We start from the raw sequence: 22,893 nt of genomic DNA, 5'->3' as shown, positions 1-22,893 counted from the left end.
GATATCCGCGTGGCGGATAGTCGCCCTACGTAGCCCTCGGCAGAGCCTGGACTATCCTTAAAAGCCCCAACCCCGGTTGGGGCTTTTTTATTCAGGAAGCCAGTGCCATGCCTCAGCACATAAGCCTTGCCGAGCTGAACCAGAACGCCGCCTTTGCCCGTCGCCACCTGGGCCCGGACGCTGCCGAACAGCAGGCGATGCTTGCCACGCTAGGCCTCGACACGCGCCAAGCGTTGATCGAGCAGACGGTGCCGCCGGCCATCCGCCTGAACCGCGCCCTCGACCTGCCGCCGGCCCTGGATGAGCAAGCAGCGCTGGCCAAATTACGCGGCTATGCCGAGCAGAATCAGGTGTGGACCAGCCTGATCGGCATGGGCTACCACGGCACCCTGACGCCCACGGTGATCTTGCGTAACGTGCTGGAAAACCCCGGCTGGTATACCGCCTACACCCCCTACCAACCGGAAATCGCCCAGGGCCGTCTGGAGGCGTTGCTGAATTTCCAGCAACTGACCATCGACCTCACCGGCCTCGACCTGGCCAGCGCCTCTCTGCTCGACGAAGCCACTGCGGCGGCAGAGGCCATGGCCCTGGCCAAACGTGTGGCGAAGACCAAGAGCAACCTGTTTTTCATCGACCAGAACTGCCACCCGCAAACCATCTCGGTGGTCCAGACCCGCGCCGAAGCCTTTGGTTTTGACCTGGAGATCGGACCGTTGGAAACCGTCGGCGCCCATCCGGTGTTCGGTGCGTTGCTGCAGTACCCCGACACCCACGGAGAGATTCACGACCTGCGCCCGCTGATCGAACAACTGCACGCGCAGCAGGCGTTGGTCTGCGTGGCGGCCGACTTACTCAGCCTGGTGCTGCTGACCCCGCCGGGCGAATTGGGCGCCGACGTGGTGTTCGGCTCGGCGCAGCGCTTTGGTGTGCCCATGGGCTATGGCGGCCCACACGCGGCGTACTTCGCCACCCGTGAAGAATTCAAGCGGGCGATTCCCGGGCGCATCATCGGCGTGTCCAAAGACGCTCGCGGCAACACCGCGCTGCGCATGGCCCTGCAAACCCGCGAGCAACATATCCGCCGCGAGAAGGCCAATTCCAACATCTGCACCGCGCAGGTGCTGCTGGCCAATATCGCCAGCTTCTACGCCGTGTACCACGGCCCGCAGGGGCTCAAGGCCATCGCTCAGCGGGTGCAGCGGTTGACCGCGATTCTTGCCGCCGGGCTGGAGCAGAAGGGCATCAAACGCCTCAACGCCCATTTCTTCGACACCCTGACCCTGGAGGTCGGTGGCGCCCAGACGGCGATCATCGACAGCGCCGCAGCGGCGCACATCAACCTGCGTATTCTCGGCCGTGGCCACCTCGGCGTAAGCCTCGATGAAACCTGTAGCGAACACACGGTGCGCCAGCTGTGGGACATCTTTCTCGGCGCTGACCATGGCCTGAGTGTCGAGCAACTGGATGGCGGCAACGTCGCCTCCGGCATCCCGGCGAACCTGCAACGGCGCACGCCGTTTCTCACCCACCCGGTGTTCAACACGCACCACAGCGAAACCGAGATGCTGCGTTACCTCAAGCAGTTGGAGAACAAGGACCTGGCGCTGAACCAGTCGATGATCCCGCTGGGCTCCTGCACCATGAAGCTCAACGCCACCAGCGAGATGATCCCCATCACCTGGCCGCAGTTCGCCCACCTGCATCCTTTTGCGCCGCTGGAACAGGCCGCTGGCTACCGGTTGATGATTGATGAACTGGAAGCCTGGCTGTGCGCGATCACCGGCTTCGACGCCATCTGCATGCAGCCCAACTCCGGCGCTCAGGGTGAATACGCCGGCCTGCTGGCGATCCGCAAGTACCACGAGAGCCGCAACCACGGGCACCGCAATATCTGCCTGATCCCGGCCTCCGCCCACGGCACCAACCCGGCCTCTGCCCAGATGGCGAGCATGCGGGTGGTGATTGTCGAGTGCGATGCGGCCGGCAACGTCGACCTCGAAGACCTCAAGCTAAAAGCCGAAGAGGCGGGCGAGCAGTTGTCGTGCCTGATGGCCACTTACCCCTCAACGCACGGGGTATACGAAGAAGGCATCCGCGAGATCTGCGACGTTATCCACAGCCGTGGCGGCCAGGTGTACATGGACGGCGCCAACCTCAATGCGCAGGTGGGCCTGACGCGGCCGGCAGACATCGGTGCCGATGTCTCGCACATGAACCTGCACAAGACCTTCTGCATTCCCCATGGCGGCGGTGGTCCGGGCATGGGCCCGATTGGTGTGCGCGCGCACCTGGCCCCCTTTGTTGCCAACCACCCGGTAGTGCCTTTGGACGGGCCGAACCCGCAGAACGGCGCGGTCAGCGCCGCACCTTGGGGCAGCGCCAGCATTCTGCCGATCAGCTGGATGTACATCGCCATGATGGGGCCGCAATTGGCCGATGCCACCGAGGTGGCGATTCTCGGCGCCAACTACCTGGCCAAGCGCCTGGGCGACGCCTTCCCGGTGCTGTTCAGTGGCCGCAACGAGCGAGTGGCGCATGAATGCATCCTCGACCTGCGGCCGCTGAAGGCGCTTACCGGTATCAGCGAAGAGGACGTGGCCAAGCGGTTGATGGACTACGGCTTCCATGCGCCGACCATGTCTTTTCCGGTGCCGGGCACTTTGATGATCGAGCCCACCGAGAGCGAGTCCAAGCATGAGCTGGACCGGTTTATCGAAGCCATGCTGAGCATTCGCGCCGAGATCGCGCGGGTAGAAAGCGGCGAATGGCCGGCCGAAGACAACCCACTCAAAGGTGCGCCGCATACCTTGGCGGACGTGATCGGGGTGTGGGAGCGGCCCTACAGCATCGAACAGGCGATCACGCCGACGGCGCACACCAAGGCCAACAAGTATTGGCCGACAGTGAATCGGGTGGATAACGTCTACGGTGATCGCAATCTGTATTGCGCGTGTGTGCCGGTGGAGGATTACCGGTAGGCCACTGGCAGACCGATTTTGTGGGAGGGGCTTTAGCCGCGATGTTCTTGATCATGAAGGGCATCGCGGCTAAAGCCGATCCTACAAGGGCATCCGCGTTATTCGCCCTTGATCTGCAACTTGGGCAGCAAGCCCAACAGCAGCACGTAGAACATGATCAGCAAGCCGCTGCCGAAGGCGCTGACCAGCTGCCAGACGGTGCTCGGCAAAAAGCCCAGCAGGTCCAGGCCAAGCAGCGACAGCAGGCGGTCGGTGAACCAGATGGCGTTTACCGCGACCAGCAGAATCAGCACGGTTTTCAGGGTAGAGAGGGGATTGCTCATGGCAACAGTCCTTGTCGAGGTAAGAAGAGCGTCGATGCTCGCATATTAGCCGCGCCGGCAATCGGACGCGGTCAGCAATCCCGAAGCGCGGCGTTACTGGGCCGGGGCGGGCTCGGCGGTCAGAATCGCTTGTGCCAGCTGATCGTCCGAGGCCTTCAGGCCGGGATGTTCGGCGCGCACTTTCTGCAATGCAGCTTCCAGATAAGGGCCACGAATGGCGCCGTTACTGGCAATGAAACTGCCGGCATCTTCCTGGGCGTTGACGATCACTTTGTGGTCGTGACGCGATGTCAGGTAGAAGGAGCCGGTGGTGGCGCCGGATGACAGCACGTTGCGCCAAAAATCGTCGGCCGAGGCCGAGGCAACAGGGACAATAACCAACAAGGACGCAATGACGAGTTTACGGTGCATGGTGTTTCTCCTGCGTGACAAGCGCAAAGGGCCTGAAGGTGTGACTTCAAGCCCAGCGCGCGAGTTCACACTGCTTTGCAGAAGCGCCTAGGCACAGGCTTTGATTTTCAGCACCACACCATCCTGGCCAACCACCTCCACCGGCGTGCCGGCGGGCATGTCCGGGCCGCTGACCAGCCACAGGCTGTCGCCGGCTTTGATCTTGCCCCGGCCACCGACAATGGCCTCGTGCAGGGCGAAGGTGCGGCCGAAAAACTCCTGGCCGCGCTGGTTCAAACCAGGCTGCTCTGAGGTCTTGCCGGCTTTGCGCAGGCGCTGCCACCAGATCACCGCAGTGAGCACCGAAAACACGGCAAACAGCAAGAACTGCCAGGGCCAGGGCAGGGCCGGGAACAGGTAGCTGAGCACGCCCACAGCGGCAGCGGCCATGCCGGTCCACAGCAGGTAACCGCCGGCGCCGAACACTTCCAGAATCAGCAGCAGGGTGCCCAGTGCCAGCCAGTCCCAGAAGGACAGGTGTTGCAGAAAATCCATCATGGGTAACGCGTCCTTAGGCTTTCTTGTTGCTGTCGAATGTCGCTTTGACGATCTCGCCAATACCGCCCACCGCGCCAATCACCTGGCTGGCTTCGAGCGGCATCAGAATTACTTTGCTGTTGTTCGCCGAGGCCAGTTTGCCCAGCGCATCGATGTATTTTTGCGCGACGAAATAGTTGATCGCCTGCACGTTGCCAGTGGCGATGGCTTCGGACACCACCTGGGTGGCGCGGGCTTCGGCTTCGGCCTGACGTTCACGGGCTTCGGACTCCAGAAACGCTGCCTGACGCTCACCTTCGGCCTCGAGAATCTGCGCCTGTTTCTTGCCCTCGGCGGTGAGGATGGCGGCGGCACGCAGGCCTTCGGCTTCGAGGATTTGTGCACGCTTGACCCGCTCGGCTTTCATCTGCCCGGACATCGCGGCCATCAGGTCGGCGGGTGGGCTGATGTCTTTGATTTCGATACGGGTGATCTTGATACCCCAGGGCGCCGTGGCTTCATCGACGGTGCGCAGCAGGCGCTCGTTGATCACGTCGCGCTGGCCGAGCATGGCGTCCAGTTCCATGGAGCCGAGCACGGTACGGATGTTGGTTTGCAGCAGGTTGCGGATGGCGTGTTCGAGGTTGTTCACCTCGTAGGCGGCCTGGGCGGTGTTGACCACCTGGAAGAAGCACACGGCATCGATCTGCACCGTGGCGTTGTCCGAGGTGATGACTTCCTGGGGCGGAATATCCAGGACGTTTTCCATCACGTTGATGCGCCGACCGATGCGGTCCATCACCGGCACGATGATGTTCAGGCCCGGGCGCAGGGTGTTGGTGTAGCGCCCGAAGCGCTCCACCGTCCATTCGAAGCCTTGCGGCACGACCTTGAAACCCATGAACAGAATGGCGACCGCGAGGCCGACGAAGAGGAAAAGCACACTGCCGATTTGCATAACGGATCCTTGTTGGTGAGTAACGGGTTGAGCCTTACACTGCTCTGGCTTTTGGTGGGAGGGGCTTCAGCCGCGAGCTTTTTAAGATCAAAAACATCGCGGCTGAAGCCCCTCCCACAAGGGAGACCCAGAGCCTACTTCTGTTCACTCTGCGGGGTAACCCGCAACACTTCCTCAATGGTTGTGAGTCCCGCCGCAACCTTCTGTGCGCCGGAGAGCCGCAGGCTGCGCATGCCTTCTTTGAACGCCTGGCGGCGCAGCGCCAGCAGGTCGGTGTCGGCGCTGATATACGGCTTCAGGCTGTCGCTCAGTTGCATGATTTCATACACCCCGGCGCGGCCGCGGTAGCCGGTGTCGCGGCACTCCAGGCAACCCACGGCCTTGTGCGCACCGGTGGGCAGGGGCGCGTTCCAGGGGCGGGTCAGCGACTGCCAGTCTTCCTCGCTGATCTCCAGCGGCTCTTTGCAGTGCGGGCACAGGGTACGCACCAGGCGCTGGGCCATGACCCCGAGCAAGGTGGCCTTGAGCAGGTAATAAGGCACGCCCAGTTCAAGCAGACGGGTGATGGCGCTCGGCGCATCGTTGGTGTGCAGCGTGGACAGCACCAGGTGGCCGGTGAGCGCCGCCTGGATCGCCATTTCGGCGGTCTCCAGGTCGCGGATCTCGCCGACCATGATGATGTCCGGGTCTTGCCGCATCAGGGCGCGCACGCCGCTGGCGAAGTTCAGGTCAATGTTGTGCTGCACCTGCATCTGGTTGAAGGCCGGCTCGATCATCTCGATCGGGTCTTCGATGGTGCACAGGTTGACCTCGGGGGTCGCCAGTTTCTTCAGCGAGGTGTAGAGCGTGGTGGTCTTGCCCGAACCAGTGGGGCCGGTGACCAGAATGATGCCGTTGGGCTGGCTGGTCATTTCTAGCCAGCGGCGCAAGTCGTCCGGGGAGAAACCCAACTGGTCGAAGTTCTTCAGCAGCACTTCCGGGTCGAAGATCCGCATCACCATCTTTTCGCCAAAGGCGGTGGGCAGGGTCGACAGTCGCAGCTCCACTTCGCCGCCATCCGGGGTCTTGGTTTTCACCCGGCCGTCCTGCGGTTTGCGTTTCTCCGCGACGTTCATCCGCCCCAGGGTTTTCAGGCGGCTGACAATCGCCATGGTCACCTGCGGGGGGAATTGGTAGACGTTGTGCAACACGCCGTCGATGCGAAAACGCACGGTGCCCTGTTCGCGGCGCGGCTCGATGTGGATGTCACTGGCGCGCTGCTGGTAGGCGTACTGGAACAGCCAGTCGACGATATTGACGATGTGCGCATCGTTGGCGTCCGGCTCCTGGTCACTGGCGCCGAGGTTGAGCAGCTGCTCGAAGTTGCCGATGTTGGTGGTTTTGCTGTCCACCGCCGAGGCACCGCTGACCGACTTGGCCAGGCGGAAGAACTCCACGGTAAAACGCTGGATGTCGGTAGGGTTGGCCACCACCCGTTTGATCGGGCGCTTGAGCACGTGGGTGAGGTTGGCTTCCCAGCTGGCGACAAAAGGCTGCGCGCTGGCAACGGTTACTGCTTCGTTGTCCACCGCCACGGCGAGAATCTTGTGGCGCTGGGCGAAGGCGTAGGACATCAGCGGGGTGACGGCGGCGACGTTGATTTTCAACGGGTCGATGCGCATGTACGGCTGCCCGGCAAGGTTGGCCAGCCAGATGGTCAGGGTTTCCAGGTCGAGCTTTTTGCCCGGCCGGCTGAGGTCGTCGACCTGCTGCAGGGCGATGAATTCCAGGGGATGTTGCTGGGCATTGCTGGAGCTGCGGCGGATCGCCAGCAGCTGTTCGGCGGTGTCCTGTACCAGGCGGCCCTGGGCCACCAGCTCGCGCAGCAGGTCGTTGAGATCCAGCGTGCGATCTTGGGCCTGGGTAGCGAAAGCTGACATGCGAACTCCTGGTTAACGCGGTGCGGCGAAACGAAATGACCTTCCCAGTGTGAGACCGGGAGGGTCAAGAATAGTCGCAAGCATGCCCGATTGCGTCGTTCGGCGCGACGCTCGGTGGCCTATCGAATCGCCGGTCTGCGAACCGGTTTGCGCTCTGGAGAAATGTACGCTTTTGTACAAGACAGGCTCAGTGGCTCTGCACCCCTCGCCCGCTTGCGGGCGAGGGGAAATGCCAGCGACCGAGTTAGCCGCGCAGAAGAGTTTTCCACGCCTTGGTGGTCAACACCGTCTGTGCCTGCTGGCTGCGGGCATCCAGGCAGTCGTCTTCGATGGCGCGGTGAGCCAGGTCGCGGAGTTTGTTCAGCTCGCCGTACAGGCGGTCGACTTCCGGTACTTCGACCAATACCTGGCGGGCCAGACGCAGCCACACCTGAATACGCTCGATACGCGGCAGTTGCTCTGCGAGGTCCTCCGGCTGCTGCTGGTAGCGGCCCAGTTGCAGGCTGCGGGCTTCTTCGGCCAGCAGAGTCGGCAGCCAATTGCCCAGCGGCGCGGCGCCCTGGCGGTTGCCACGGTTGTTGCGCTCGGCAGTCCAGGCGCTGGTCAGCAGCCACAGTGAGGTATTCAGCGAGAACTGGCCCCAGCGGGTGCCTTGCAGCTCGGCCTGGAACAGCGCGGGTGCGGCCTGACGCGCGTCGTCATCGGTGAGGCCGGCAACCACGCGCGGGCGCCAGTCGCTCAGCAGCGCATCGAGGCGCTCGCGCAGGTCATGGCTGCTGGCGCGCGGCGCGGCCTGGCCCAGGCTGCTGAGCAAGGCGCGCAGGTCGACCAGTTGCTCCAGCCATTCCACCAGCAGGCGCCAGTGACCATTGAAGCGGTATTGCTCGGCCAGGCGCTGGCTGCTGCCGAGCAGGTTCCAGGCCAGGGCGCTAAAGGCGCTGTCCAGGGGCTGTTCAACCGTCAGCTCCGGGTGCGGCAGGCTCAGCGAGTAGCTGTTGGCATCGAACAAGCGGTAACCGCGCTCGGCCTTGCTGATATCGCAGGGCATCAGCGGCAGGTCGGCAGCCAGCTCGGCGGCCAGCTCCAGCAAGGCTTGTGGCTCGCCCTGGCGCAGTTCCAGTTCGAGTTCGCAGATTTCTTCTTCCTGGCCGCCGGCCACCACCTTGCCGAGGTCCAGGGCGGCTTCCACCACCACTTTGGCCTTGCCGCGACCCCAGGCGATTTCGGCGCGCTCGCGGACGAAGTCGGTGGTGAAGATCACTTGCAGGGTTTTCTTGTCCAACTCAGCCAGGGCGGCAGGCCAGCAGCTGTCGTCGAGTTTTTTCAGATCGAGCTTGGCCTTGGCCACGTCCCAGTCGTACTCATTTCGCTCGGACAGGCCGGCGACGCTTTGCCCGCGGGTTTTCAGGGTCTGAATGAACTGGTCGCCGTCGCGACGGATGCGCAAGGCGATACGCGCCTTGGCCAGGTCGCGCTCGGGGGTGTCGAAGTATTGGTTGAGCAATTCGCGCTGCTCCCAGCCCGCCTTGTTGCGCTTTTTCAGCAGCGGGTGGTCGCGCAGGGCAGTGAGGGTTTCGCGGCTGACGCGGAGTTTGATTTCGGTTTCTTTCTGCATGGCCGGGGAATCCAAACGCTGTTAACTAAGGCGGTGAAGTGTACAGGCCCGCTGCACTTGCGTCCTGCGCCAACGCCAACCCCCCCCGCTGTCATTCCAGCGCAGGCTGGAATCCAGAATGGCCCGTCAAGCGCGACCTCCTGAACCAGCCTGGGTCCCAGCCTGCGCTGGGACGACGGTGCAGGTGGCCGCTTACGGTTTATTCCTGCACAACGATGCATCTATGATGGGCCTCGCCCGTGGAGACCTGGCATGCCATTACCATCGCTAAAAGAACAATTCGCCGCGCTGATCGCTGCGCCGTCGGTGAGCTGTACGCAACCGAGCCTGGACCTGTCGAACAAGGTGGTGATCGACTTGCTCAGCACCTGGTTGGGCGATCTAGGCTTTAAATGCGATGTGCAACAAGTCTCTCCCGGCAAATTCAACTTGCTCGCCAGTTTCGGTTCCGGCCCCGGTGGTCTGGTGCTGGCCGGGCACAGCGACACCGTACCGTTCGACGAAGCACTGTGGAAAAGCGATCCGCTGAAGCTCACTGAGGTGGACGACACCTGGGTTGGGTTGGGCGTCTGCGACATGAAGAGCTTTTTCGCCCTGGTGATCGAAGCGGTGCTACCGCTTCTGGCTCATCCTTTCAAACAACCGCTGCTGGTATTGGCCACCTGCGATGAAGAAAGCTCGATGGCGGGCGCCCGTGCCTTGGCTGCTGCTGGCAAGCCGTTGGGCCGCGCCGCAGTGATTGGCGAGCCCACCGGCCTGCGGCCGATCCGCCTGCACAAAGGCGTGATGATGGAGCGCATCGACATCCTCGGCCAGAGCGGCCATTCCTCCGACCCGAGCCTGGGCCACAGCGCCCTGGAAGCCATGCACGCGAGCATGGCCGAGCTGATGGCGTTGCGGCAGAAATGGCAGCGCCAATACCGCAATGAGCAGTTCAGTGTGCCGCAGCCGACGATGAATTTCGGCTGCATCCATGGCGGTGACAACCCCAACCGTATCTGCGGCCAATGCTCGCTGGAGTTCGATCTGCGGCCGTTGCCGGGGATGGACGCCGAGCAGTTGCGCGCGGCAATTCACGAGAAGCTCAGGCCGATTGCCGAGCGCCACCAAGTGAAGATCGACTTCGCGCCGCTGTTCCCCCATGTGCCAGCGTTCGAGCAGGCTGCCGACGCCGAGTTAGTGCGAGTGGCCGAGCGTCTTACCGGCCATCGTGCCGAGGCAGTGGCATTCGGCACCGAAGCGCCTTATCTTCAGCAACTGGGTTGCGAGACCATCGTGCTCGGCCCGGGCGATATCAGCTGCGCGCACCAGCCCGGCGAGTTCCTGGAACTGTCACGTTTGATGCCCACAGTGAAGGTGCTGCGTGAGTTGATTCAGCACTATTGCCTCACCCCATCCGTTAGCCAATGACCCATGACAAGGAGCACCCGCGTGTTGCAGCCCCAATTCCGACGATAAAGCTGACTTACCCGCTGTATCTGCACAGGCTTTCTCATCACGAATAAAAGGCTCTTCGCGTTATGCCCGAATACGTCAATTGGCTTCGCCATGCTTCGCCCTATATCAACGCCCACCGGGACTGCACCTTCGTGGTCATGCTGCCCGGCGACGGCGTTGCGCACCCCAACTTCGGCAATATCGTCCACGACCTGGTGCTGCTGCACAGCCTCGGCGTGCGTCTGGTGCTGGTGCACGGTTCGCGCCCGCAGATTGAAGCGCGCCTGGCTGCCCGCGGCCTGACCCCGCACTACCACCGCGACATGCGCATCACCGATGGCCCGACCCTGGAATGCGTGATCGACGCCGTCGGCCAGCTGCGGATTGCCATCGAAGCGCGCTTGTCGATGGACATGGCCGCCTCGCCGATGCAGGGCTCGCGCCTGCGGGTGGCCGGCGGCAACTTCGTCACCGCGCGGCCGATTGGCGTGGTCGAGGGCGTGGATTACCACCACACCGGCGAAGTGCGCCGGGTCGACCGCAAGGGCATTGGCCGCTTGCTCGACGAGCGCTCTATCGTGCTGCTCTCGCCAATCGGCTACTCGCCCACCGGGGAGATTTTCAACCTGGCCTGTGAAGACGTGGCCATGCGCGCGGCTATCGACCTGGGCGCCGACAAACTGATTCTGTTCGGCAACGAACAAGGCCTGATGGACGAGGCCGGCAAGCTGGTGCGTGAACTGCGCCCGCAACAAGTGCCCAACCACCTGCAGCGCCTGGGCAACAGCTACCAGGCCGAGCTGCTGGACGCGGCGGCGCAGGCCTGCCGCGGCGGGGTGAAACGCGCCCATATCGTTAGCTACAGCGAAGACGGCTCGCTGCTCACCGAGCTGTTCACCCGCGACGGTGGCGGCACCCTGGTCGACCAGGAGCAGTTCGAGCAACTGCGTGAAGCCAGCATTGAGGATGTCGGCGGCCTGATCGACCTGATCAGCCCGCTGGAAGAACAGGGCATTCTGGTGCGCCGTTCACGGGAGGTGCTGGAGCGCGAGATCGAGCAGTTCACCATCGTCGAACGCGACGGTCTGATCATCGCCTGCGCGGCGCTGTACCAGATCGCCGACTCCGACAGCGGCGAGCTGGCGTGCCTGGCGGTGAACCCGGAATACCGCCATGGCGGTCGTGGTGATGAGCTGCTGGAGCGGATCGAAGAACGGGCGCGGGCTCAGGGGTTGAAGACCTTGTTTGTGCTTACCACCCGCACGGCGCACTGGTTCCGGGAGCGCGGTTTCGAGCCCAGTGGCGTGGAGCGCCTGCCAGCGGCAAGGGCGTCGCTGTACAACTACCAGCGCAACTCGCAGATCTTCGAGAAACAGCTGTAAAAAGCATCGCGGCTGAAGCCGCTCCTACAGGATTGTGCGATCTCGTAGGAGCGGCTTCAGCCGCGATAGCGATTTAAGGATTGATAGAGAAGACGGGTGTTATGCAGTCTTCTGCGCCAACAACTGATACTGCTCTTCACCATCATCCCAACCCGCTTCCCAGGCGGCTGCCAATACATCGGCGGCGTGCGGCTGGTTGCTGATCGGGTTGCCAGTCAAACCGGCCATGTAGCCCTGTTGGTAAGCCTTGTTGAGGCTTTCCAGGCTCCATTGCGGGTCGTCTTCCTTGGGGATGGCCTCGGGCGGCGCCATGGGGTGGCTCACGTGGGGAAACTGGGCTAATGCTAGCCCTACCCAGCCGGAAACGACTGACCGTCGGTCCCGGCTTTTACCCCGCTGGCTTTTTTTGTGACGCTATCGACTAAACCGCCAAGGCCAGAATACTGGCCTGGTAAGCGGCCACAAAGGTGTCGAAATCGCCGCTCTGCTCGGCCTCGGTGGCCTCTTGGTCGGCCAGCGATTGCTGCACCGACTCCTCGAATGCGGCGCGTTGCTCGGCACTCAGCGGGGTGCTGCGGAAGTACTCGGCATGCACCTGGCTTTGCTGCAGGGAGAACTCGGCGAAGGTCTGCTGGTTCTCCTGCATGGCCGCCAGCACTTGCGCCGATGGCGTCAGCGCGGTGTCGGCCACCTTGGCGCGCTGGGCGGCCAGGGCTTGCTGGTGCAGGTCGCTGCCGTGGCTCTGGTCGAGCAGTGCGCTGAGTTTGCCGATGCTGTCGAGCAGCTCGTTGGCCCAGTCCTGCAGGCCGATGGCGACGCCGTTACGCTGCAGTTGCAGCGCAGGCTTGCGGCCTTCTTTGACCACGGTGAGGAAGTTGTAGGTGCAGCTGTGGCATTCGTTGCTGCTCAGGTCCGGGCTGTCTTGCAGGGCGCAGAACAACACGAAGGCGTCGATAAAACGCGCGCTGATCAGGTCGATGCCCATCGGCAGGAACGGGTTGATATCCAGGCAACGCACTTCCACGTACTGCACGCCGCGCGACATCAGCGCCTGAATCGGCCGTTCGCCGCTGTAGGTCACGCGCTTGGGGCGGATGTTCGAGTAGTACTCGTTTTCGATCTGCAGGATGTTGGTGTTCAGTTGCTGCCACTCGCCATCCTTCTTGGTGCCGGCTTCGGCATAGGCCGGGTAGGGCGTCGACACCGCGCAGCGCAGGCTGTCGGTGTAGCTGGCGAGGTCGTCGTAGCACGGGGTCAGGCCGGCCTGGGCGCTGCTCTGGTAACCCAGGTCACTCATGCGCAGGCTGGTGGCGTAGGGCAGGTACAGGGTGTGTTCGTCGAGCTGCTGCAACTTGTGCGGGCGGCCGCGCAGGAACCCGGCATCCAGGGCCGGCGAGGCGCCGAACAGGTACATCAGCAGCCAGCTGTAGCGACGGAAGTTACGGATCAGGGCGATATAGCGCTCGGACTGATAGTCGCGGGGACTCTGGGTATCGTCCTCGGCCACCTGCAGCAGCGGCCATACCGCTTCGGGCAGAGAGAAGTTGTAGTGAATGCCGGCGATGCACTGCATGGTCTTGCCGTAACGCAGGGCCAGGCCCTTGCGGTATACGTACTTGAGACGGCCGATGTTCGAGTTGCCGTACTGGGCGATCGGAATCACCTCTTCTTCCGGCAACGGGCAGGGCATCGACGGGCTCCACAGGTACTCGTTATCGAGTTTGCTGTAGGCGAAACGATGGATTTGTTCGAGATCGTCCAGGGTTACCGCCGGGTCGGTTTCGGCCGGGGTGATGAACTCCAGCAGCGATTCGGAATAGTCGGTGGTGATCTGCGGGTGGGTCAGCGCTGAGCCGAGGGCAATCGGGTGCGGCGTCAGGGCGAGCTGGCCCTGGCTGTCGACACGCAGGCATTCGCGCTCGATCCCGTGCAGGCACTGGGTAAGCAAATTCAGGTGGGCGGGCTTGCTGAGCAGTGCCAAACGGCGGGAGAGGAGGTCGCTCAATTTTGTGTTCCTTCGCGTCAGTCGGCCCTATATGGGGGTGGTCCTGACCGTCTACAAGGGGGGCAGATACGGAACCGGCGTGGTCGCCTGGTCGGCTTGTGTTCGACAGATTAACCGCAGCGCAAGCGGAACTCACGCTGCCGTTACCGGCGGTTATTTCACCCGGCGGTTACAGACAGGCGAACGTCGCTTGCGCCTTCGCCACCAGTTTGTCGTCCTGGTGCACCTCGGCTTCGATCACCTGGGTGCGACGCCCGGCATGCACCACCCAGGCTCGGCAGAGGATATCGCCCTCATCCACCGGACGGATGTAGTTGATCTTGCTCTCCAGGGTCACCGTGCCCGGGCCGCCGACCACGCTGTGGCTGGCCTGGCCCATGGCCGTGTCGATCAGCGAGAACAACGCGCCGCCATGCAGTTTGCCGTGCAGGTTGCGCAGGCCGTCGTGCATGCTCAGGCGCACGATGGCCTCGCCGCCGTCGGCCTTGAGAATGTGCAGGCCCAGCAAGCGGGCGAACGCGCTTTTGCTACCGACTTCATCCGCTGGCTGGGTCATGGGTTATTTCCGCAGTTGTTTGGCGTTGGCGAACAGCGAGGCCATGGCGTTGTTGCTAGGCGCTGGCTGCGTGGTGGGCTGGGCTTGCGGGCGTGGCTTGCCGCCACCTTTGTTGCCGCCGCCGCGCGGGCCGTCGATTTTCTCGCCCGGGGTGTCGCCCATGCGCATGGACAGGGCGATGCGGTTACGTGGAATGTCCACTTCCATCACCTTGACCTTGACCACGTCACCCGCCTTCACCGCTTCACGCGGGTCTTTGACGAACTTCTCCGACAGCGCCGAGATATGCACCAGGCCGTCCTGGTGCACGCCGATGTCGACGAAGGCGCCGAAGTTGGTGACGTTGGTCACCACGCCTTCGAGGATCATGCCCAGCTGCAGGTCCTGCAGGGTTTCCACGCCATCCTGGAACTCGGCGGTCTTGAACTCCGGGCGCGGGTCGCGGCCAGGTTTTTCCAGCTCGGCGAGGATGTCGCTGACGGTCACCAGGCCGAAGGTTTCATCGGTGAATTTTTTTGGATCAAGGCGCTTGAGAAAGCCCGCATCGCCGATCAACGAGCGCAGATCGCGGCCGGTGTCAGCAGCAATGCGTTCCACCAGTGGGTAGGTTTCCGGGTGCACGGCGGAGGCGTCCAGCGGGTTGTCGCCATTCATCACGCGCAGGAAACCGGCGGCTTGTTCGAAGGTCTTGTCGCCCAGGCGCGGCACTTTTTTCAGCGCGTCGCGGGTCTTGAACGCACCGTGGGCATCGCGGTGGTTGACGATGTTCTGCGCCAGGGTGGTGTTGAGGCCTGAGATGCGCGCCAGCAGCGGCACCGAAGCGGTATTCACGTCCACGCCCACGGCGTTCACGCAGTCTTCCACCACGGCGTCCAGGCTGCGCGCCAGCTTCAGCTGCGAGACGTCATGCTGGTACTGGCCGACGCCGATGGATTTCGGGTCGATCTTCACCAGCTCGGCCAGCGGGTCTTGCAGGCGGCGGGCGATGGACACCGCGCCACGGATCGAGACGTCCAGATCGGGGAATTCTTTCGCCGCCAGTTCCGAAGCGGAATACACCGAGGCGCCGGCTTCGCTGACCATGATCTTGGTCATCTTCAACTCAGGCAGTTTTTTGATCAGCTCGGCGGCCAGCTTGTCGCTCTCGCGGCTGGCGGTGCCGTTGCCGATGGAGATCAGGTCAACGCGGTGCTTGATGCACAGCGCGCCGAGGATCGCCAAGGTCTGGTCCCACTGCTTCTGCGGTACGTGCGGGTAAACCGTGGCGTATTCCAGCAACTTGCCGGTGGCATCGACCACGGCGATTTTGCAGCCGGTGCGCAGGCCCGGATCGAGGCCCAGGGTGGCACGTGGGCCGGCCGGGGCAGCCAGCAGCAGGTCGTGCAGGTTGTGGGCAAAGACGTTGATCGCCTCGGTTTCGGCGCCGTCGCGCAACTCGCCGAGCAGGTCGGTTTCCAGGTGGGTGTAGAGCTTGACCTTCCAGGTCCAGCGCACCACTTCGCCAAGCCATTTGTCGGCCGGGCGGTTTTCGTTCTTCACCCCGAAGTGCTCACCGATCATGCCTTCGCACGGGTGCAGGCTGCCCGGCGTCTCGTCTCCGATCTTCAGCGAGGAGCTCAAAATGCCTTCGTTGCGGCCACGGAAAATTGCCAGGGCGCGGTGCGAGGGCATGCTTTTCAGCGGCTCGTCGTGTTCGAAGTAGTCGCGGAATTTAGCCCCTTCCTCTTCCTTGCCGGCAATTACGCGGGCGCCGAGGATGGCTTCGTGCTTGAGGAAGCTGCGCAGCTTATCCAGCAGCTTGGCGTCTTCGGCGAAGCGCTCCATGAGGATGTACTTGGCGCCTTCGAGCACGGCCTTGACGTCGGCAAAGCCTTTTTCCGCGTCAACGAACCGCGCCGCTTCGCTTTCCGGGGTCAGGTTGGGGTCATTGAACAGGCCGTCGGCCAACTCGCCGATGCCGGCTTCCAGGGCGATCTGCCCCTTGGTACGGCGCTTCTGCTTATAGGGCAGGTAGAGGTCTTCGAGGCGGGTCTTGGTGTCGGCGAGGTTGATCTCGCGCGTCAGCTCCGGGGTGAGCTTGCCTTGTTCTTCAATGCTGGCGAGGATGCTGGCGCGGCGTTCGTCCAGCTCGCGCAGGTAGCGCAGGCGCTCTTCCAGGTTGCGCAGCTGGGTGTCATCCAGGCTGCCGGTGACTTCTTTACGGTAGCGGGCAATAAACGGAACGGTGGAACCTTCATCCAGCAAGGCGACGGCAGCGGCGACTTGCTGCGGGCGAACACCCAGTTCTTCGGCAATACGGTTGTTGATGCTGGCGACGTTGTTACTCATAAATAAAAAACCCACTTAAATAAGACGTGCTGACACAAAAACTTGAAGGCCGGCATTATACGCAGGCCCTTTTGCTCAGGGCCGGGAAAAATCTGCTAACGAATGGTGCGCACGTGCTGCGCGGTGTCTGCGCCATAATGCGCGACGATTTAAAGGAGCACCTATGAGCAATACGGCCCCGCTGGAAGGCGAAAAAATCCTGATCGTCGATGACGATCCCGGTCTGCGACGCCTGTTGGAGCGTTTTCTGGAAGAGCAAGGCTACCGCGTTCGTGCGGTGGAAAACGTCGAGCAGATGGACCGTCTGCTGTCGCGTGAGCTGTTCCAATTGTTGGTACTGGACCTGATGCTGCCGGGCGAAGATGGCCTCTCGGCGTGCAAACGCCTGCGTGAAGCCAACAACCAGATGCCGATCATCATGCTCACCGCCAAGGGCGACGAGAGCAGCCGCATCCAGGGGCTGGAGCAGGGCGCTGACGATTACCTGGCCAAGCCGTTCAACCCGCGCGAACTGCTGGCGCGGATCAAAGCCGTGCTGCGTCGCCAGACGGTTTCAGTGCCAGGCGCACCGGGCAGCGAAGACGAAACCGTGAGCTTCGGTGACTACGAACTGTTCCTCGCCACCCGCGAGCTCAAGCGTGGCGATGAAGTGCACATGCTCACCACCGGCGAGTTCGCCGTGCTCAAGGCCCTGGTGCAACACGCCCGCGAGCCGCTGACCCGCGACAAACTGATGAACCTCGCCCGTGGCCGTGAATGGGACGCCCTGGAGCGTTCCATCGATGTACAGATTTCCCGCCTACGCCGGTTGATCGAACCGGACCCGTCGAAGCCTCGGTATATCCAGACCGTGTGGGGCGTGGGGTATGTGTTTGTGCCGGATGGCAATAAATAACACCTGATCAACGCTGTACCGGTAGGAGCGGCTTCAGCCGCGATGCTCTTAAATCAAAAGCATCGCGGCTGAAGCCGCTCCTACGAGTTTGTGATCGAACCTTCTGCTACTCCATGGAACCCGCAGTCCCCCATGAAAACCCCCGTCTGGTTCCCGCAAAGCTTCTTCGCTCGCACCCTCTGGTTGGTGCTGGTGGTAGTGCTGTTCTCCAAAGCGCTGACCCTGGTTTATCTGATGATGAACGAGGACGTGCTGGTCGATCGCCAGTACAGCCACGGCGCCGCGCTGACGTTGCGGGCCTACTGGGCGACGGAAGAAGACAAGCGCCCGGTCATCGAGAAAGCCGCCGGCCTGCGCTGGACCTCCGATGCCGAAGAACCCCCGGGCGAGCAGCACTGGCCCTACACCGGGATCTTCCAGCGGCAGATGCGCATGGAGCTGGGCCCGGACACCGAGGTGCGGCTGCGCATTCACCAGCCGTCGGCGTTGTGGGTGCGGGCGCCGGCCTTGGGTGATGGCTGGGTGGAGGTGCCGCTGTACCCGCATCCATTGCGCGGGCAGAAAATCTGGGGCGTGCTCGGCTGGTTCCTGGCTATCGGGGTGCTCTCTACCGCCGCTGCCTGGATTTTCGTGCGCCAGCTCAATCAACCGCTGAAGCGCCTGGTCTCGGCCACCCGCCAACTCGGCCAGGGCCGCAGCGTGCGCCTGCCGATCAGCGATACGCCGAGCGAAATGACCGAGGTGTACAGCGCCTTCAACCAGATGGCCGACGGCCTCGAGCAAGCGGCACGTGAACGCGAGCTGATGCTGGCCGGGGTTTCCCATGACCTGCGCACGCCGCTGACCCGGCTGCGCCTGGGCCTGGAATTGCTTAACAGCGATACCGAGCTGGTCGAGGACATGGTCCGCGACATCGAAGACATGGACGCCATCCTCGACCAGTTCCTGGCCTTTATCCGCGATGGCCGCGACGAGCGCCTCGAGGAGGTCGACCTGGCTGACCTGGTGGCCGACGCCGTGGCACCGTTCAACCATGACCGCGAAAACGTGCGCCTGTGCCTGGAGCCGGTTCCGCCATTCCCGCTGCGCCGGGTGTCGATGAAACGCCTGCTCAATAACCTCATCGAAAACGCCCTGCACCATGGCGGCAACGCCGTGGAAGTGGCGGCTTACGTGTCCGGCGACAGCAGCGCGCCCTACGTGGTGCTCAGCGTGCTGGACCGCGGCACCGGCATCAACCCGGCGGAGCTGGACGATATCTTCAACCCGTTCATCCGTGGCGACCGCGCCCGTGGCGGTAAAGGCACTGGCCTGGGCCTGGCCATCGTCAAACGCATCGCCGCGCAGCATGGTGGCAGCGTGGAGCTGCGCAATCGTTCGGGGGGTGGGTTGGAAGCGCGGGTGTGTCTGCCATTGGGGCTGCTGTTGCCTCGGGATGCGGTGTAACCCGGCGTTTCTTCTTTTGCAGGAATCGCGGCTAAAGCCCCTCCCACAGGAAGCACGTTACCTGTGGGAGGGGCTTTAGCCGCGAGCTTTTGATCTTCGGGGAGACAGTCGGATACTGGCAAAACAGCAGCACAGAGGCCTCAGGGCTGATCTATGCTATGCCAGCGTCTTGGCCCGAGGTCCGCATGCCCGCTGTTTTCAAACATCCCCCGACGTGGACGTGGTGGCTGCCGCTTCCCCTGTTGCACCTGGCAACCTGGTGTTCGTTGTCCACCCAGTACACGGCGGGCATGGCGCTGTGGTACCTGCCGTTTGCCCTCGGGTTGGTGTTTACCTACTGGTGGGGCCCGCGGGTGCTTCTGGCGATTTACCTGAATGCCGCCCTCAGCGCGCCGCTGTGGGGGCTGGATTGGCACTGGGGGCCCCTGTTCGGCCTGCCGGAAACCCTGGGTACCGCCGCCGGCTGGCTATTGCTGCGGCGTCGTCAGTTCGACTTCGCGCTGCCCGACCTCAGCTATCTGATCCGCTACCTGCTGCTCGGCGTGCTGGTGCCGGTGTCCTTGCTCGCATTGTTGGTGCAAAGCGCCCTGTTTATCGCCGGCCAACCGCCCAAGGGTGACTGGGCGCTGGACAGCCTGAACATGTGGCTGGCGGACAGTTTCAGCACCCTGGTCATCGCCACGCCGCTGCTCAGTTACCTCACCGTTTACCTGCGTCGCCGTGGTTGGGTGGCGCCGGTGGACGACAACGCCCAGGTGCTCGCCGAGCCATTGCGCCGCCTGCCGCCGTGGTGGCTACTGGGCGGGCTATTGTTGGGCTTGCCGCCCTTGCTGAATTTTCTGCCGATACCGCTGACCTTGCCGATCCTCGGCGTGGTGATGCTCAGCCTGGCGATGCTCTGGGGCTACCCCGGCGCCTTGTGTGGCGCGGTGCTAAGCAGTCTGGTGATTCTTGCGCTGCCGCTGGTCCAGGGCAGCCAGAGTGCTGGCGTCCTGGTCGGCGCGCCGCTCAGTGAACTGCACCTCAGCGTATTGCTGCTGATGGTCGCCACCCTGCTGATTGGCCGCAGCCTCAGCGACTTACGTCTGGCCCTCAGCCGCAGTGCGCAGATGCAGCAACAGTTGGCGTTGGCCAACCTGGCCCTGGAAGCCAGCCCGCTGGGCATCTCGATTGCCGATGCGCGTCAGGACGACCTGCCGCTGATCTACTGCAACCCGATGTTCGAACGCATCACCGGCTACGCGCGCAGCGAGGTGCTGGGCCGTAACTGCCGCTTCCTGCAGGGCGAGGAGCGTCAGCAAGGCGGCCTGCATCAATTACGCGCCGCCTTGGCGCGTGGTGATGCGGCCCAGGTGGTGGTGCGCAACTACCGCAAGAATGGCACGCCGTTCTGGAATGAAATCACCCTGTCGCCGCTGCGCGATGACCGGGGCATCAGCCACTACATCGCCCTGCAAAACGACGTTACCTCCCGCGAACGCCAGGCCGCCGAAATCGCCTCGCGTCGAGAAGAGCTGCTGCGCCAGGCGCACCTGTTGTCGCAAACCGAGGCGATTGCCGATATCGGCGGCTGGGTGCTGGAAGTGCCTGGCCTGGACATGTTCTGGAGCGAAGGCTGCTTCCGCCTGTACGAGCTCGACCCCACTGGCGCCACCCCCGACTTCAATCAGGCTGTCAGCTACCTCGACAAGGAAGGCCAGGCTACCGCCCGGCGCACCCTCACCGACACCATGAGCGATGGGCGTTCGTTCGACGTCGAAGTGCGCCTGATCACCGCCCGTGGCAACTCGCGGTTTTTGCGCGTGATGGGCTTGGCGGAAATGGATGATGGTCGGGTGATCCGCATCTACGGTGCGATCCAGGACATCTCCGCGCGCAAGCTGACCGAACAGCAACTGCGTGAGCGTGACGAGTGGTTGCGGCTGTTCTTCGAGGCGCCGCTGATCGGCATGGCCATGATCAGCCCGCAAGGCATGTGGCTGGAGGTCAACAGCAAGCTCTGCCAGATTCTCGGCCGTGGCCGCGACCAACTGCGTGCCGGCGGCTGGGCACAGCTCACCCATGCCGATGACCTGCAGATCGAGCAGCCGCTGTTCGAAAGCGTGGCCCTCGGCGAGCGCGACGATTACGAGCTGGACAAACGATTTCTGCGTGACGATGGCAGTGTCATCTACACCCGCCTGAGCCTGCGCGCGGTGCGCGATCCGAACGGCAATCTGGAAGCCTGCCTGGCCTTGATCGAAGACATCACCGCGCGTTTCGAGGCCGAGGCGCGCTATCGCACCCTGGTGGAACACGCCCCGGAAGCGATCCTGCTGTTTACCGAAGACGGCGGCCTGGTGGACGTCAACGAAAACGCCGAGCGCCTGTTCAAACTCAGCCGTGACGAGCTGATCGGCCGCCGCCCGGTTGACCTCAGCCCGTTGCGTCAGGCCGACGGTCGCCCCTCGGCCCAAGCCGGGATGGGCTACACCACCGCCGCCCTGGAAGGCGCCGCGCCGGTATTCGAGTGGCTGCACCGCGACAGCGCCGGCCGCCAGCTGCCCTGCGAAGTGCGCCTGGTACGCATGCCCGGCGAGCAGAAATTGATCCGCGCCAGCGTCACCGATATTTCCGAGCGCCAGCGCTACCAGCGCGAGATCGAACGCCTGGCCTACAGCGACGAACTCACCGGCCTGCCCAACCGCCGCCTGCTGCTCGACCGCTTGCAGCACGCGATGACCCGCGAGGTGCGCGACAGCTCGTTCGGCGCCTTGCTGTTCATCGACCTCGACCACTTCAAAACCGTTAACGACAGCCTCGGCCACCCGGTCGGCGATGCCTTGTTACGCGAAGTCACCACCCGCCTGGCCGGCTGCCTGCGCGCCGAAGACACCCTGGCGCGCCTCGGCGGCGACGAGTTCGTGGTGCTTCTTGAAAGCATCGGCGACAACCCGGAAGTGGCCGGCGAACACGCCGCCGATGTCGGCGAAAAACTGCTGCAGAGCCTGCTCGGCAGTTACCACATCGACGGTCACGAACTGTCCATCAGCGCCAGCATCGGCATCGCCCTGCACCCAGTGGGCGAGCAGGGTGCCGCCGATGTGCTCAAACAAGCCGACACCGCCATGTACCGGGCCAAGCGCGGCGGGCGCAACGCCTTGCACTTCTTCGCCCCAGCGATGCAGGCAGCCATTGACCAGCGTCTGCAACTGCAGGGCGAGCTGCGTCAGGCCCTGGTCCGTGACCAACTGCACCTGGCCTTCCAGCCCCAGTTGGACCTGCTCACCGGCCAAGTCGTGGGCGCCGAAGTGCTGCTGCGCTGGACCCACCCCGAACGCGGCGATATCCCGCCGGCGCAGTTCATTCCGCTGGCTGAAGAGACCGGCCTGATCCTCGACATCGGCGCCTGGGTGCTCGACGAAGCCTGCGCCGCCCTGGCCCGTTGGCATTGGCGCTGGCCCGAGCTGGTGCTGGCGGTCAACCTCAGCCCCCACGAACTGCGCCAGTTCGACGTGGTGCAGCGGGTTGCCGATTGCCTGCAGCGGCACAACCTGCCGGCGCGCGTGCTGGAGTTGGAAATCACCGAGGGTGTGCTGCTCGAAGACGTCGACCAATGCATCGCCGCCATGCAGGCCCTCAAGGCGCTCGGGGTGCGTTTTGCCATCGACGACTTCGGCACCGGCTACTCCTCGCTGACCTACCTCAAGCGCCTGCCGCTGGACCGCCTGAAAGTCGACCGCAGCTTTGTCGCCGACTTGCCCGAGGACGCCAGCGGCAAAATGCTGGTGGAAACCATCCTGATGATTGCCCACAACCTCGGCCTGGAATGCGTCGCCGAAGGCATCGAAAACCTCGCCCAATACGACACCTTGCGCGGCCTCGACTGCGCCCTGGGGCAGGGCTTCTACTTCAGCCCGCCGTTGAGCGAGAGCAACTTTCTTGATTGGTTGCAGCAGCGCTAGCGCAGATCGGCCGACCAAGGCTGTTTTGTCGTGCCGCTCACCGGCTCCTGCCGCCATCCGAGTAAGAGCTTTCGGATAGTGGCTAGCCTCGGTTGGCAGTGCGCCAGTGATACGAGACTCTGCGACCCGCTTTGCTATACCCCGTTGTGGGTATCAGCAATGCGTGTAGTGACGCCC

General features: G+C 63.3%; 16 protein-coding genes. 6 read left to right on the top strand and 10 right to left on the bottom strand.

The genetic code is table 11. The annotated features are described in order from the left end of the window. The first annotated feature begins 107 nt into the window (after nucleotides 1–107). Nucleotides 108–2,981, top strand: a complete 2,874-nt coding sequence (gene gcvP, locus C8K61_RS19395) for an aminomethyl-transferring glycine dehydrogenase (protein ID WP_108097931.1) — start codon at nucleotides 108–110, stop codon at nucleotides 2,979–2,981. Nucleotides 2,982–3,079: 98 nt separating this feature from the next. Here the strand turns inward: gcvP and C8K61_RS19390 are convergent, their stop codons facing one another. From C8K61_RS19390 to C8K61_RS19365, 6 genes are all read right to left on the bottom strand, one after another. Next, entirely contained in the window at nucleotides 3,080–3,304 is a 225-nt protein-coding gene (locus C8K61_RS19390; RefSeq protein WP_108097930.1) for a hypothetical protein, read from the bottom strand. A gap of 93 nt (nucleotides 3,305–3,397) precedes the next feature. Then, nucleotides 3,398–3,715, bottom strand: a complete 318-nt coding sequence (locus C8K61_RS19385; protein WP_108097929.1) for a DUF2388 domain-containing protein — start codon at nucleotides 3,713–3,715, stop codon at nucleotides 3,398–3,400. Nucleotides 3,716–3,802: 87 nt separating this feature from the next. Beyond that, the gene (locus C8K61_RS19380; RefSeq protein ID WP_108097928.1) at nucleotides 3,803–4,252 is read right to left on the bottom strand and encodes an NfeD family protein; all 450 of its coding nucleotides are present in this window, start codon (nucleotides 4,250–4,252) and stop codon (nucleotides 3,803–3,805) included. A gap of 13 nt (nucleotides 4,253–4,265) precedes the next feature. Then, on the bottom strand, nucleotides 4,266–5,189 hold the full coding sequence (locus C8K61_RS19375) for an SPFH domain-containing protein (RefSeq protein WP_108097927.1): 924 nt from the start codon (nucleotides 5,187–5,189) through the stop codon (nucleotides 4,266–4,268). Between the two features lie 134 nt (nucleotides 5,190–5,323). Next, on the bottom strand, nucleotides 5,324–7,108 hold the full coding sequence (locus C8K61_RS19370) for a GspE/PulE family protein (RefSeq protein ID WP_108097926.1): 1,785 nt from the start codon (nucleotides 7,106–7,108) through the stop codon (nucleotides 5,324–5,326). Nucleotides 7,109–7,352: 244 nt separating this feature from the next. Next, the gene (locus C8K61_RS19365) at nucleotides 7,353–8,723 is read right to left on the bottom strand and encodes an inorganic triphosphatase (RefSeq protein WP_108097925.1); all 1,371 of its coding nucleotides are present in this window, start codon (nucleotides 8,721–8,723) and stop codon (nucleotides 7,353–7,355) included. Between the two features lie 252 nt (nucleotides 8,724–8,975). On the opposite strand from C8K61_RS19365, the gene argE reads away from it, so the two are divergent. Both argE and argA read left to right on the top strand, forming a co-directional pair. Beyond that, nucleotides 8,976–10,133: an acetylornithine deacetylase gene (gene argE, locus C8K61_RS19360; protein WP_108097924.1), complete on the top strand. Its 1,158-nt coding sequence runs from the start codon at nucleotides 8,976–8,978 to the stop codon at nucleotides 10,131–10,133. 110 nt (nucleotides 10,134–10,243) lie between these two features. After that, nucleotides 10,244–11,542, top strand: a complete 1,299-nt coding sequence (gene argA / locus C8K61_RS19355; RefSeq protein WP_108097923.1) for an amino-acid N-acetyltransferase — start codon at nucleotides 10,244–10,246, stop codon at nucleotides 11,540–11,542. 99 nt (nucleotides 11,543–11,641) lie between these two features. On the opposite strand, the gene rmf is transcribed toward argA, so the two are convergent. The 4 genes from rmf to C8K61_RS19335 all read right to left on the bottom strand — a co-directional run bounded on the left by rmf (nucleotide 11,642) and on the right by C8K61_RS19335 (nucleotide 16,431). After that, nucleotides 11,642–11,854 (bottom strand): ribosome modulation factor, encoded by a 213-nt coding sequence (gene rmf / locus C8K61_RS19350; protein WP_108097922.1) that lies wholly within the window; start codon nucleotides 11,852–11,854, stop codon nucleotides 11,642–11,644. A gap of 109 nt (nucleotides 11,855–11,963) precedes the next feature. Continuing rightward, nucleotides 11,964–13,547, bottom strand: coding sequence for a glutamate--cysteine ligase (gene gshA / locus C8K61_RS19345; RefSeq protein WP_108097921.1), 1,584 nt, complete (start codon nucleotides 13,545–13,547; stop codon nucleotides 11,964–11,966). Between the two features lie 169 nt (nucleotides 13,548–13,716). After that, nucleotides 13,717–14,103 (bottom strand): PaaI family thioesterase, encoded by a 387-nt coding sequence (locus tag C8K61_RS19340; RefSeq protein WP_108097920.1) that lies wholly within the window; start codon nucleotides 14,101–14,103, stop codon nucleotides 13,717–13,719. Between the two features lie 3 nt (nucleotides 14,104–14,106). Further along, the gene (locus tag C8K61_RS19335) at nucleotides 14,107–16,431 is read right to left on the bottom strand and encodes a Tex family protein (RefSeq protein ID WP_108097919.1); all 2,325 of its coding nucleotides are present in this window, start codon (nucleotides 16,429–16,431) and stop codon (nucleotides 14,107–14,109) included. Between the two features lie 163 nt (nucleotides 16,432–16,594). Between C8K61_RS19335 and ompR the strand changes: the two genes are divergently transcribed. The 3 genes from ompR to C8K61_RS19320 all read left to right on the top strand — a co-directional run bounded on the left by ompR (nucleotide 16,595) and on the right by C8K61_RS19320 (nucleotide 22,716). Next, nucleotides 16,595–17,326, top strand: a complete 732-nt coding sequence (gene ompR, locus C8K61_RS19330) for a two-component system response regulator OmpR (RefSeq protein ID WP_108097918.1) — start codon at nucleotides 16,595–16,597, stop codon at nucleotides 17,324–17,326. A 132-nt stretch (nucleotides 17,327–17,458) separates the two neighbouring features. Next, entirely contained in the window at nucleotides 17,459–18,772 is a 1,314-nt protein-coding gene (locus C8K61_RS19325) for an ATP-binding protein (protein WP_108097917.1), read from the top strand. A 185-nt stretch (nucleotides 18,773–18,957) separates the two neighbouring features. Further along, nucleotides 18,958–22,716 (top strand): EAL domain-containing protein, encoded by a 3,759-nt coding sequence (locus C8K61_RS19320; RefSeq protein ID WP_108097916.1) that lies wholly within the window; start codon nucleotides 18,958–18,960, stop codon nucleotides 22,714–22,716. Nucleotides 22,717–22,893: the final 177 nt, after the last annotated feature.

Origin of the sequence: Pseudomonas sp. GV071, from assembly GCF_003050835.1 — a bacterium.
In the GTDB taxonomy this organism is placed as follows: domain Bacteria; phylum Pseudomonadota; class Gammaproteobacteria; order Pseudomonadales; family Pseudomonadaceae; genus Aquipseudomonas.
Note: the sequence above shows the minus strand (reverse complement) of the source record. Positions and strands in the feature narration are given on the sequence as shown.

Bases quoted from the DNA above. Each gene is read 5' to 3' on its own strand.
- gcvP (WP_108097931.1), top strand. From the start codon at position 108: ATGCCTCAGCACATAAGCCTTGCCGAGCTGAACCAGAACGCCGCCTTT.
- C8K61_RS19390 (WP_108097930.1), bottom strand. From the start codon at position 3,304: ATGAGCAATCCCCTCTCTACCCTGAAAACCGTGCTGATTCTGCTGGTC.
- C8K61_RS19385 (WP_108097929.1), bottom strand. From the start codon at position 3,715: ATGCACCGTAAACTCGTCATTGCGTCCTTGTTGGTTATTGTCCCTGTT.
- C8K61_RS19380 (WP_108097928.1), bottom strand. From the start codon at position 4,252: ATGATGGATTTTCTGCAACACCTGTCCTTCTGGGACTGGCTGGCACTG.
- C8K61_RS19375 (WP_108097927.1), bottom strand. From the start codon at position 5,189: ATGCAAATCGGCAGTGTGCTTTTCCTCTTCGTCGGCCTCGCGGTCGCC.
- C8K61_RS19370 (WP_108097926.1), bottom strand. From the start codon at position 7,108: ATGTCAGCTTTCGCTACCCAGGCCCAAGATCGCACGCTGGATCTCAAC.
- C8K61_RS19365 (WP_108097925.1), bottom strand. From the start codon at position 8,723: ATGCAGAAAGAAACCGAAATCAAACTCCGCGTCAGCCGCGAAACCCTC.
- argE (WP_108097924.1), top strand. From the start codon at position 8,976: ATGCCATTACCATCGCTAAAAGAACAATTCGCCGCGCTGATCGCTGCG.
- argA (WP_108097923.1), top strand. From the start codon at position 10,244: ATGCCCGAATACGTCAATTGGCTTCGCCATGCTTCGCCCTATATCAAC.
- rmf (WP_108097922.1), bottom strand. From the start codon at position 11,854: ATGGCGCCGCCCGAGGCCATCCCCAAGGAAGACGACCCGCAATGGAGC.
- C8K61_RS19340 (WP_108097920.1), bottom strand. From the start codon at position 14,103: ATGACCCAGCCAGCGGATGAAGTCGGTAGCAAAAGCGCGTTCGCCCGC.
- C8K61_RS19335 (WP_108097919.1), bottom strand. From the start codon at position 16,431: ATGAGTAACAACGTCGCCAGCATCAACAACCGTATTGCCGAAGAACTG.
- ompR (WP_108097918.1), top strand. From the start codon at position 16,595: ATGAGCAATACGGCCCCGCTGGAAGGCGAAAAAATCCTGATCGTCGAT.
- C8K61_RS19325 (WP_108097917.1), top strand. From the start codon at position 17,459: ATGAAAACCCCCGTCTGGTTCCCGCAAAGCTTCTTCGCTCGCACCCTC.
- C8K61_RS19320 (WP_108097916.1), top strand. From the start codon at position 18,958: ATGCCCGCTGTTTTCAAACATCCCCCGACGTGGACGTGGTGGCTGCCG.